This window comes from Streptomyces nigra, from assembly GCF_003074055.1.
In the GTDB taxonomy this organism is placed as follows: Bacteria; Actinomycetota; Actinomycetes; order Streptomycetales; family Streptomycetaceae; genus Streptomyces; species Streptomyces nigra.
Map to the genome: position 1 here is coordinate 3,298,736 of NZ_CP029043.1, position 11,599 is coordinate 3,310,334.

Consider the following 11,599-nt stretch of genomic DNA (forward strand, 5'->3'; position numbering starts at 1 on the left):
CCGGCCCGTAGGGTTTCGGGCATGACGTCAGCAGCCGTACGCGTACAGGGGCTCTGGAAGCGGTTCGGTCAGCAGGTGGCCGTGGCCGGGATCGATCTGGAACTGCCCGCAGGGAAGTTCATCGGGCTCGTCGGCCCCAACGGCGCCGGCAAGACCACCACGCTGTCCATGGTGACCGGGCTGCTGCGGCCCGACCAGGGGTCGGTGGAGGTCGTCGGGCAGGACGTGTGGCGGGACCCGGCGGAGGTCAAGGCGCGCATCGGTGTCCTGCCCGAGGGGCTGCGGCTGTTCGAGCGGCTGTCCGGACGGGAGTTGCTCGGCTACACGGGACGGCTGCGCGGGCTCCCCGGCGCCGAGGTCGACAAGCGGGCCACGCAGCTGCTCGACGTCCTCGACCTCGCGGGGGCCCAGCACAAGCTGGTCGTCGACTACTCGACGGGTATGCGCAAGAAGATCGGGCTCGCCGCGGCCCTGCTGCACAACCCCGAAGTGCTGTTCCTGGACGAGCCGTTCGAGGGTGTCGACCCGGTGTCCGCCCAGACGATCCGCGGGGTGCTGGAACGGTTCACCGCCTCCGGCGCGACGGTCGTCTTCTCCTCCCATGTGATGGAGCTCGTCGAGTCGCTGTGCGACTGGGTCGCCGTCATGGCGGCCGGGCGGATCCGCGCCCACGGTCCGCTCGCCGAGGTGCGCGGCGAGGCGCCCTCGCTGCAGCAGGCGTTCCTCGAACTGGTCGGCGCACACGGCCGGGACGCCGGGTCCGACCTCGACTGGCTGGGCGGCGGGGCCCGATGAGCACCGATGTGACCGGGGTCTTCGTCCGGCTGAAGCTGTCGCTGCTGCGCAACGGGCTGCGCCAGTCCGGGGGCCGGCGGGCCGCCTGGATCGCCTCGGCGGTCGTGGCCCTGCTCTTCGCCGCGCTCCAGCTCCTCGGCCTGATCCTGCTGCGGGGCACCGCGCACGCGGACGCCCTGGTCGTGCTGCTGGTCGCCGTGCTCGCGCTGGGCTGGGCGGTGATGCCGCTGTTCTTCCCCGGCGGCGACGAGACCCTCGACCCGACACGGCTGGTGATGCTGCCACTGCGGCCCCGGCCCCTGGTGCGGGCCCTGCTGGTGGCCTCCCTGGTGGGCATCGGGCCGCTGTTCACGCTGTGCCTGCTCACCGGGTCGATGATCGCGGTGGCGCGGGGCGCGGCGGCGTATGCCGTCGGTGTCGTCGCGGTGGTGCTGGCCCTGCTGGTGTGCGTGGCGCTGGCGCGCGCGGTCGCCGCCGCCAACATCCGGCTGCTGACCAGCCGCAAGGGCCGCGATCTGGCCGTGCTGAGCGGGCTGGTCGTCGCGATCGGGGCGCAGTTCGTCAACTTCGCGGCGCAGCGCCTCGGTTCGGCGGGGCTCGGGCGGCTCGACCCACTGGCGGACGTGCTGCGCTGGGTGCCGCCGGGATCCGCGATCGGTGCCGTGCGGTCCGTGAGCGAGGGTTCGTACGGGGCGGCCGCGCTGCAACTGGGGCTGGCCGCGCTCGCGTTGGCCGCACTGATCGTGGTGTGGGCGCGTCATCTGACCCGGCTGATGACGGCGCCGGACGGGTCGACGCTCCAGGCGGCCGGTGACAGCGCCGTCCGGGACAAGGGCGGGCGCGGCCCGGCGCGTCTGCTGCCCGCGGGCCGCACCGGCACCGTCATGGAGCGCAGCCTGCGCTATGTCTGGCGGGACCCGAAGACCAAGGCGGCCTGGGTGACGTCGCTGGCGATCGGCCTGATCGTGCCGGTGTTCAACGCCGTGCAGGGCAGCGGGTCGATCTACTTCGCCTGCTTCGCGGCCGGGATGCTCGGCATCCAGATGTACAACCAGTTCGGGCAGGACACGTCCGCGTTCTGGATGGTCGCGATGACGATCTCCTCGCCGCGGGACGCCTATGTGGAACTGCGCGGCCGGGCGCTGGCCCTGCTGCTGATCACCCTGCCGTACGCCACGCTGGTCACGGTGGTGACGACGGCCCTGATCGGGGACTGGCACCGGCTGCCGGAGGTGCTGGGGCTGTCCTTCGCGCTGCTCGGCGCGATGCTGGCGACGGGCGCCTGGTCGTCGGCCCGCTTCCCGTACTCGATCCCGCAGGAGGGCCACAAGAATGTCGCCCCCGGTCAGGCGGGCCTGGCATGGATCTCCATCTTCGGCGGCATGGTCGCGGCGGCCCTGCTGTGCGCCCCGGTGATCGCCGCGGTGATCTGGCTGCGGCTGAGCGAGGGCGGCGCGGACTGGACCTGGCTGCTGCTGCCCGCCGGGGCCGCCTACGGGGCGGCGATCACCCTGCTGGGCCTGCGGCTCGCGGCGCCCCGGACGGCGGCGCGGCTTCCGGAGATCCTGGCCGCGGTGAGCAAGGGCTGAGCCGCGCTCAGGCCCACACCGCGTCCAGGAACGGCTCGACGGCCGTGCGCCAGCCCTCCGGCTGGTCGTAGTGGACCAGATGCCCGGCGTCGGCGACCTCCGCGTACTGCCCGCGGGGCAGGACGCGCACCATCTCCTGGGCTTCGGCCCGCCCCAGCTCGCCGTCGAGTCCGCGTACGACCAGCGCCGGGCACCTGACCTGCGCCAACTCCTCCCAGTGCGCGTCGTGTACCCAGGTCTCGCGGGTGCGCAGCATCTGCTCGGGGTCGAAGACCGGGCGCCAGCCGTCCTCGCACTCGTGCATGACCTCGGCGTAGAACTCGCCGCGGGCCGGGTTGGGGCGCTCGACCCACGGGTCGTCCTCGCCGAACCACTTGCGGACGTCGGCGAGCGTGGCGAAGGGGACGGGCCAGGCGCTGAACCACTGCGCCCACTCGCGCTGCGAGGCCGCGCCGAGCGCGGAGGCCCGCATGTCGCAGATGACGACGCCGCTCACCAGGTCGGGGCGGCGGGCGGCGAGCTGCCAGGCGGTCAGCGCGCCCATGGCGTGGCCGATGAGGACGGCCCGGGTGAGGCCGAGCTGTTCGAGGGCGGCCTCGGCGTCGTCGACGTACGCCTCGCGCGTGAAGGCGGCCCCGGTGGGTTTGTCGCTGCGGCCGTGGCCCCGCTGGTCGAGGGCGATCGCGCGGTGCCGCTCGGAGAGCCAGCGGGCGGTGGAGGCCCAGTGGGAGGCGCGGCCCATCAGGCCGTGCAGTAACAGGACGCCGGGGGTGTCCTCGTGGCCGGGTCGGGGGTCGGACTTGGGTGGGTCGCCGAACTCCCAGGCCGCGAGACGGACGCCGTCCGTCCCGGTCACGTCGATGCGCCGCGCCATTGGTCCTGGCACCCCCCTAGCTCCACGCGGACCGCTCGCCCCGGCCGGTCCTGTGCTCCGCGTCCGCCTGCTCCGTCTGCTGTGCCTGCCGTATCCGCCATCACTCGTCCGAGCACCGCGCCGGCGCCCCGCGTCCCCCGCGGCGACGGCTGCTCGGAGGCGATGTGTCTGTCGTGTGTGTCCGACGTGATCTTATGCGCACATCTCTGCAGCGCACGGTCCGCCCGACCTGTCACCGCAGACTATCGAACCTGTATTCGAAAATGCGGTTCTCACGGACAACACCCCACCTTCGGGTGACCCCTTGTCACGATTGATCGCGTTCGCCGGGGGGAGACCTTCATCGGGAGGCGGACCGCTCGGGGAAAACGGTCCGAGGGGATGACCCTGGGAGCTCGGGGCTCCGGGTCAGCAGGGGAGGACAGGCCCCGGCGCCACACGGCGCCGGGGCCCTCTCCACGGCGACGGCACATCTCCTCCCGCCCCTTCCCCGGCCGGACGCGCGGCGGCGCCGGGTCACGGCCGAGAGCTCTCAGGTCGGATGCCTCAGGCGACAGCCTCGCACGCGCGCGGGCCCCGCGCTGCGATTCGGAGCACTGGATCTTGCCGAACGGCGAGAACCGGGAGCGTGGGTCTAGCGCTTGGCCACGAAGACGTGGGAGGCGACGTCGGAGTCCAGCTCGGCCGCCTCGCCGCTGCTGCCGACCAGGACACCGCCCGCCGACTCGGTCACGCTGACCACCGAGCCGGGCTGCACGCCGGCCCGGCGCAGCGTGTACATCAGCTGCGCGTCGGTCTGGATCGGCTCGCCGATCCGGCGCACGACCACCGTCTTGCCGTCGGCCCCGGGGTCCAGGTCGGCCAGCGAGACCATGCCCTCGTCGAGGAAGGGGTCCGCGCCGTCCTTCTCGCCCAGCTCCTCCAGGCCCGGGATGGGGTTGCCGTACGGCGACTCGGTCGGGTGGCGCAGCAGCTCGAGGACGCGCCGCTCCACCGCCTCGCTCATCACGTGCTCCCAGCGGCAGGCCTCGGCGTGCACCTGCTCCCACTCCAGACCGATCACGTCGACGAGCAGACACTCGGCCAGGCGGTGCTTGCGCATGACGCGGGTGGCCAGCCGACGCCCCTCGTCGGTGAGCTCCAGGTGGCGGTCGGTCGCGACGGACACCAGGCCGTCCCGCTCCATCCGCGCCACGGTCTGGCTCACGGTCGGCCCGCTCTGGTCCAGCCGCTCGGCGATCCGGGCGCGCATGGGGACCACACCTTCCTCCTCCAGCTCGAGGATGGTGCGGAGATACATCTCCGTGGTGTCGATCAGTCCGGACATACGTGCCCCTCGATTAGCTCTGCGATGAGATCAGCCGGAAGCGAGACAGCTCCGCGGCGCGTGCGCTGGCCCTGACTCAATTCTGCCGGATGGCACCGACAACCGTGCCGCGCCGCCCGAACCCGGTACGCGCCGGGCCCGCCGCGGACCGGGCCGCCCGCCCGGCACCCCGTATTGACACCGCAGTGGTCCAGACCGCACGGTGATCCGCGACACACCCCGACACCTCACCCGGCACCCCGGAGGGCCCCGCATGAGCGACAGCACGCCGGCCGAGCAGTTCTTCGACGCCGCGATCGGCCTGCTCCAGCGGGCCCGCGCCGAGGAGGCGGACGCCGTAGAGGCGGCCGGCACCCTGCTCGCGGACACGGTCGCCGGCGGGGGGCGGCTCTTCGCGTTCGGCGCCGGGCACTCCTCCCTGGCCGCCCAGGACGTCGTCTACCGCGCGGGCGGCCTGGCGCTGATGAACCTGCTCGCGGTGCCGGGCGCCGTGGGCGTGGACGTCGTGCCCGCCACGCTGGGCTCCGCCCTGGAGCGCGTCGACGGGCTCGCGACCGCCGTCCTGGACAGCTCGCCGCTGCGCGCGGGCGACGCCCTCGTCGTCGTCTCGCTGTCCGGCCGCAACGCGCTCCCGGTGGAGATGGCCCGGCACGCCCGCTCCCTCGGGGTCAAGGTCATCGGCCTCACGTCGGTGGCGTACGCCGAACAGACGACGTCCCGGCACAGCTCCGGCACCTTCCTGAAGGACCACTGCGACGTCGTCATCGACTCGAAGATCGCGATCGGTGACGCGGAGCTCACCCTCGACACCATCCCGGCGCCCTTCGCCCCGGCGTCCACGGTCGTCACCTCGGCGCTGATGCAGGCCGTCATGGCGACCGCGGCGGCCTCGCTGGCGGCCCGGGGCGTCGAGGTCCCGCTGCTGCGCTCGGGCAACGTGGACGGCGGCCACGAGTGGAACCGCCGGATCTTCGAGGAGTACGGCGACCGGATCTTCTACCGGCACTGACGGGTCACGGGGTGTCCGTCGCCTCCGCCAGGTCCAGCGCGGAGGCGATGCGCACCGCCACGTCCTCCGCGTACAGGGCGTCGCCGCGCTCGAACGCGGTCCGGCCGGCGCCGCGCAGGAACGTCACGACGCCGAGGGTGCGGCCCCGGCTGCGCAGCACCGCGCACAGGGCGTACACCGCGTCCGCGGGCCACTGCCGGCTCACGGCCCAGGCGCGCGCCCGCTCGGGCGGCACGTCACCGGCCGCCGCCCGGACCGAACCGGCGCGTGCCACGCACTGGAGCGCCGGGTGGCCCTCGCCGTAGCGCACGGGCAGGCCGGCCTCGCCGCCCAGCCGGGAGGGGCCCGGGGCGCCCGACGGCGTGACCGCGACCCGGACGAGGCGAACCGGGTCCGCGGCCTCCGCGTCCCGTACGGCGCCTCCCGCGACCCGGTCGATCAGGGCGTGGTCGGCGAAGCCGGCGAGCGCGAAGTCCAGATGGACGGTGGCCGCCTCGGCCGGGTCCTCGCACTCGGCCGCGGCCCGCGCCGCGCGGTGCAGCTGGTTGGTGCGGAACCGCAGCAGCGCCGCCTCCTGCTCGGTCTGCTTGGCCGGGGTGACGTCCTGGAAGAACCAGCCGACGCCGAGCGGCACCGGCTCCTCCGCGAGCGGCGAGGCGAGCCGGACGAACCCGCACCGCCAGCAGCGGCGCCGGTCGCCCTCCGGGGTCCGTACGCTCACCCAGATCTCGGCCGGGGCGGGCGGCGCGCCCTCCGCCAGCACATGGGTGAGGGCGCTCTCCAGCTCCTCCACGCCCTGGGCGAGCACATCGCCGAGCGGCCGGCCGAGCACGGAGGTCCGGCCGATGCCGAGCGCCCGGGCCGCGTGCGCGTTCACCACGGCGGGCCGCAGGTCGGCGTCGACGAGCACCACACCCCACGACGCGTCCTCGAAGAGCGCCTCGCTCAGCGCGATGGAGCGCTCCAGGTCGATCTGTGTGTGCACCTCGCTGAAGGCGCAGTACACCCCGGCGGGCTCGCCGTCCGGGCCGCGCACGGCGGCCGACTGGGTGCGCACCAGGACCCGGCCGCCGTCCTTGGTCAGCAGCGCGAACTCGTGCACCTGGCGGCCGGGGGCCCGCATGGCGGACATCAGCCGCGCCTCGACCTCCTCGGCGTCCGCCGGCCGCACCGCCCACCCCGCGAAGCCGTGCCGGCCGACGGCCTCGGCGGCGGTCCAGCCGAGGATGCGCTCCGCCTCGCGGTTCCAGTGCGTGAGGACGCCGTCCGCGTCGAAGGCGCACAGGGCGGCGTCCATCCCGTCCAGCAGGGCGGCCAGCAGATCGGACCCGCCCGCCGAACCCTCGGCACCGGCCGACGACTCGTCCGGACCGTCCCGCTCGGGTTCGTCCGGTCCCAGCTCGTCGGTGGTCCCACTACGCCGGGAAGCACTCACCTGGACCCCCTGCCAAGCCGCGCACGTCGGTACGGCGCGCCGGTTCGCTCACTCACCCTCATCTAACTGGAACGTGACTCAGCACACACCAGGTTCCCGCAAGATTGAAGGAATCGTTGTACCGGTCTCATCCTGCCCCGTCGGGTCGCTCCAGCCGCAGGTCGACCCATACGTCGGCGGCTCCGTCCAGGACGTAGCGGTCGGTCTCGGCGAACCCGCGCGCGTACGCGAACCGCAGCCCGTCCTCGTTGACCGCCAGCACACAGGTCTCGACGGCCCGGGCGCCGAGCGCCCGCGCGTGGGCGAGCCCGTCCGCGTAGAGCGCCGTGCCGTATCCGTGGCCCCGGTGTCCGGGGAGCACGCGCGCGATGACCGTCGCGACGCCGTCCTCGCTCCGCGGCGGACGCACGGTCGAGCAGCCGACGAGGACGTCGCCGACGTACGCGTTGCACAGGCGGTTGCGCCCGGCGCGCTCGCGCACCTCGTCGAGACTCAGGGCGGCGGGCGGCACGATCACGTTGTGGACGTGCCTCCACTCCTCCAGCGCCGTCTCGCCGTCCACCGGCACGATCCGCGGCTCCCCGCCGAGGATCGCCCTCCCTGCCCCGCCTCGCTCCGTCATGGGCGGAACGCTAGGTGAGGGGCGGTCGCGGCGTCCAAGGAAAACGTGCGGGAAAAAAGGGGTTGAGCGACGCCGAAGCGGTTCCTAGGGTGGGCTGTACTTCGGAAAGGAGGTGGTTCGGCAGATGTATGCATACCGGACGGAAGAGGTGGCTGCGGGCTAGCGGCCCGTCACCCACCACGTGCGGTGCCGGACCAGCGTGTGAGTGAGACACGCAGCCGGCCAATTCCACGCAGTCACCCGACCCGCGAGCTCGCCGGTACGTCCGGCCGGCTCCCCCGCCACGGCGGAGGGACCAGAGCTCGCGGGTCGCTGCGTGTCCGGGGCCGCCCGCCGGCGCTCACGGACTGAGCCGCTCCACCCGCCAGCCGCCGTCCGGCTCCGCCACGTACCGCAGCCGGTCGTGCAGCCGGTTCTCCCGGCCCTGCCAGAACTCGACCGAGCTCGGCGCGATCCGGAAGCCGCCCCAGTGCGGCGGCACCGGCACCTGTTCCCCGCCCTCGGGATAGCGGGCGGCCAGCTCCGCGTACGACGCGTCGAACTCCGCGCGGGAGGCGATCACGGACGACTGGGCACTGGCCCAGGCACCGAGCTGGGAGCCGTGCGGCCGGGTCCGGAAGTAGGCGGCCGTCTCGTCGCGGCCGGTGCGCCGCGCGATGCCCTGCACGATGACCTGGCGGGCCATCGGATGCCAGGGGAACAGCAGCGAGACGTACGGGTTCTCGGCGAGGTCGCGGGCCTTGCGCGAGTCGTAGTTGGTGTAGAAGACGAAGCCCCGCTCGTCGAACTGCTTCAGCAGCACGGTGCGCGAGCTGGGGCGGCCCTCGCCGTCGGCCGTGGACACGATCATGGCGTTCGGTTCGAAGAGGTGGGCCTGTGCGGCGGCCTGCCGGAACCAGCGCGCGAACTGTTCCACCGGACTCGCGGCCAGATCGTGCTCGGCGAGGCCCTCGGCCCGGTAGTGCTTGCGCATCGCGGCCGGGTCGAGTTCGGGCGCCGCGGGATCGAGGGAGGCGTCTGGGTCGGTCACGCGGTCATCTTGCCGTATGAGGGACGCGCCCCCGGGGACGGTGCCCCGGACCGGCTTCCCGGCACCGACGGCGCCCGGACCCGCTCTCGCGGCACCCGCTCCCTGGCACTGAGTGCCGCGAGACCTCCCCAAGAGTGACACTCGGGGATATCGTTCGGATGTGGTCCGGGCCGGATGACCGCCCGGCGCACGGGGCATCACAGGGATACGCCCCGGACCGCGAGTCCGACGAGGCCCGCCGCACCCGGACGATCCGGGCGACGGGTCCGTGACCGTGGATCCGCCGGGGGCGCGATCCCCTTCTTCACCGGCCGCACGAGTGTCGTCCCACCCACAACACCATCCGTCGCATCCATCACGAGGAGCCGCCTGATGTCCGACTTCGTACCCGGGCTCGAAGGAGTCGTCGCGTTCGAGACGGAGATCGCCGAACCCGACAAGGAGGGCGGCGCGCTCAGATATCGCGGCGTCGACATCGAGGACCTGGTCGGTCACGTCTCGTTCGGCAACGTCTGGGGGCTGCTCGTCGACGGCGCCTTCCGTCCCGGGCTGCCGCCCGCCGAGCCGTTCCCGATCCCCGTGCACTCCGGGGACATCCGTGTCGACGTCCAGTCCGCGCTCGCCATGCTGGCGCCCGTGTGGGGCCTGAAACCGCTCCTGGACATCGACGAGCAGCAGGCCCGCGACGACCTCGCCCGGGCCGCCGTCATGGCGCTGTCCTACGTCGCCCAGTCCGCGCGCGGCCAGGGCCTGCCCATGGTGCCGCAGCGCGAGATCGACAAGGCGCAGTCCGTCGTGGAGCGGTTCATGATCCGCTGGCGCGGCGAACCCGACCCCAAGCACGTGGCCGCCGTCGACGCCTACTGGACGTCCGCCGCCGAGCACGGCATGAACGCCTCGACCTTCACCGCCCGTGTCATCGCCTCCACCGGCGCCGACGTGGCCGCGGCGCTCTCCGGTGCCGTGGGCGCCATGTCCGGTCCGCTGCACGGCGGGGCGCCCTCCCGGGTGCTGCACATGATCGAGGAGATCGAGCGCACCGGTGACGCCGACGCCTATGTGCGGCAGACCCTGGACCGGGGTGAGCGCCTGATGGGCTTCGGGCACCGTGTCTACCGTGCCGAGGACCCCCGCGCGCGGGTGCTGCGCCGTACCGCACGGGACCTGGGCGCGCCCCGCTTCGAGGTCGCCGAGGCTTTGGAGAAGGCGGCCCTGGCGGAGCTGCACAGCCGCCGTCCGGACCGGGTGCTGGCGACCAACGTCGAGTTCTGGGCGGCCATCGTGCTGGACTTCGCCGAGGTCCCGGCGCACATGTTCACGTCCATGTTCTCCTGCGCCCGTACGGCGGGCTGGTCCGCGCACATCCTGGAGCAGAAGCGCACCGGCCGTCTCGTCCGCCCCTCCGCGCGCTATGTGGGCCCGGGCCCGCGCGACCCGCGCCAGGTCGAGGGCTATGCCGACATCGCGCACTGACCGCCCCGGGAGCCGGCGGGGGGACGGCACCGCCCCCGCCGGCCCCGTCGCGCGGACGGCGCGCGCGGCGCCGGTGATCCACTGCGCCAGTATGCTGGGGCGGCTGCGGCACCCCCAGTCATCCCCCTTGCCTTCGGGGTGAGTTGTGGCCGCGGCGACCCACACGTCCCCCGGCATGAGGATGGGAACAGGTGCTGATAGCGGGCCGCTACCGGCTGATCGAGTCGATCGGGCGCGGTGGCATGGGGGAGGTCTGGCGGGCCTACGACCAGACGCTGGACCGGCAGGTGGCCGTCAAGCTGCTGCTGCCCCAGGACTCCGACCCGACCGCCGCCTCCCGGTTCCGCCTGGAGGCCCGGACCGCGTCGCGGATCGACCATCCGAACGTCGTGGGCGTCCGCGACTTCGGCGAGCACGACAACCAGCTCTACCTGGTGATGGAGCTGGTCGAGGGCGACAGCCTGGCCCGGGTGCTCACCCAGTCCGGCGCCCAGCCCGCCGACCGCGTGGCCCGGATGGCCGCGCAGGCCGCCGCCGGGCTCGCCGCGGCGCACCGGCAGGGCGTCGTCCACCGGGACATCAAGCCCGGGAATCTGCTGCTGGACGCCGACGGCACCCTCAAGATCGGCGACTTCGGCATCGCCCGCTTCCTCGACGACCCGGGCGCGGCGCTCACCGCCACCGGTCAGATCGTCGGCACCAGCCTCTACCTCGCCCCGGAGCGGGCGCTGGGCAAGCCAGCGGGGCCCGCCTCGGACGTCTACGCGCTGGGCTGTGTGCTCTACCAGATGCTCACCGGGCGCCCGCCGTTCAACGCCGACACGGCCGTCGCCATCCTGCACCAGCACCTGGACGCCGCGCCGGTCCCGCCGCGCGAGCTGGGCGTCTCCGGGCTCCCGCCCGCCTTCGAGAACTATCTGCTGGGCCTGCTCGCCAAGGACCCCGAGCACCGGCCGGGCGCCCAGCAGGCCGCCGACTGGTTCGCCGCGGGCGCCTGGCAGGGCCGCCCCGAACCGCTGCCGGAACCGGCCGCGCCGTCCGCCCGCCGCCCCGCGCCCGCGGCGCCCGCCCCGGCGGCCCGGCACGGGGGCACGAGCGGCCCGACGACGTACATGCTGCCCTCGGCTCAGGCGGCCCCCGAGCCGCGTCCCCGGACCAACCGGGCCGCCGCCCGCCCGCGCTCGCGCTCCGGGTCGGGGTCCCGGGGCCGTTCCGCGCCCCCGTCCGCGTTCGGCCCCCGGCGGATCGCCGCGACGGCCGCGGGCGCGCTGCTGTTCGTGGCCGCGATGCTGCTCGGCATGATGTGGTTCGCGCCGGACGACACCGGCGGCTCCGGGACGACGTCGGAGGCGCCGCCGACCACGGGCGCCTCGGACCCGGCGGGCGTCCCCAGCCCGGCCGCCGCCCAGGACGACGACGAGGACGGGGACGACTGAGGCGCGGCG

At 73.9% G+C, this 11,599-nt stretch carries 10 protein-coding genes; 5 read left to right on the forward strand and 5 right to left on the reverse strand.

The features are described 5' to 3' along the window. Positions 1-21: 21 nt before the first annotated feature. Complete coding sequence (locus DC008_RS15080; protein ID WP_108707435.1) at positions 22-795, forward strand: ABC transporter ATP-binding protein; 774 nt, start codon at positions 22-24, stop codon at positions 793-795. Next, on the forward strand, positions 792-2,384 hold the full coding sequence (locus DC008_RS15085; protein ID WP_108707436.1) for a transporter: 1,593 nt from the start codon (positions 792-794) through the stop codon (positions 2,382-2,384). The genes DC008_RS15080 and DC008_RS15085 overlap by 4 nt, the downstream gene beginning before the upstream one ends. Positions 2,385-2,391: 7 nt before the next feature. Here the strand turns inward: DC008_RS15085 and DC008_RS15090 are convergent, their stop codons facing one another. Further along, on the reverse strand, positions 2,392-3,258 hold the full coding sequence (locus DC008_RS15090; RefSeq protein ID WP_108707437.1) for an alpha/beta fold hydrolase: 867 nt from the start codon (positions 3,256-3,258) through the stop codon (positions 2,392-2,394). Positions 3,259-3,892: 634 nt separating this feature from the next. Further along, positions 3,893-4,585, reverse strand: a complete 693-nt coding sequence (locus DC008_RS15100) for an iron-dependent transcriptional repressor DtxR (RefSeq protein WP_055623631.1) — start codon at positions 4,583-4,585, stop codon at positions 3,893-3,895. Between the two features lie 253 nt (positions 4,586-4,838). Here DC008_RS15100 and DC008_RS15105 point away from each other — a divergent pair, with 253 nt between their 5' ends. Beyond that, positions 4,839-5,594: an SIS domain-containing protein gene (locus DC008_RS15105; RefSeq protein WP_108707439.1), complete on the forward strand. Its 756-nt coding sequence runs from the start codon at positions 4,839-4,841 to the stop codon at positions 5,592-5,594. A gap of 4 nt (positions 5,595-5,598) precedes the next feature. Here DC008_RS15105 and DC008_RS15110 read toward each other — a convergent pair whose 3' ends face one another. From DC008_RS15110 to pdxH, 3 genes are all read right to left on the reverse strand, one after another. Further along, positions 5,599-7,029, reverse strand: coding sequence for a PAS domain-containing protein (locus tag DC008_RS15110; RefSeq protein WP_108707440.1), 1,431 nt, complete (start codon positions 7,027-7,029; stop codon positions 5,599-5,601). A gap of 127 nt (positions 7,030-7,156) precedes the next feature. Then, positions 7,157-7,651, reverse strand: coding sequence for a GNAT family N-acetyltransferase (locus tag DC008_RS15115; protein ID WP_108707441.1), 495 nt, complete (start codon positions 7,649-7,651; stop codon positions 7,157-7,159). A 340-nt stretch (positions 7,652-7,991) separates the two neighbouring features. Further along, a complete protein-coding gene (gene pdxH, locus DC008_RS15120) occupies positions 7,992-8,624 on the reverse strand; it encodes a pyridoxamine 5'-phosphate oxidase (RefSeq protein WP_108710707.1) in 633 nt (210 codons plus the stop codon). A gap of 429 nt (positions 8,625-9,053) precedes the next feature. On the opposite strand from pdxH, the gene DC008_RS15125 reads away from it, so the two are divergent. Then, positions 9,054-10,154, forward strand: a complete 1,101-nt coding sequence (locus DC008_RS15125; RefSeq protein WP_108707442.1) for a citrate synthase 2 — start codon at positions 9,054-9,056, stop codon at positions 10,152-10,154. A 191-nt stretch (positions 10,155-10,345) separates the two neighbouring features. Then, entirely contained in the window at positions 10,346-11,590 is a 1,245-nt protein-coding gene (locus DC008_RS15130) for a serine/threonine-protein kinase (protein ID WP_108707443.1), read from the forward strand. Positions 11,591-11,599 lie beyond the last annotated feature (9 nt).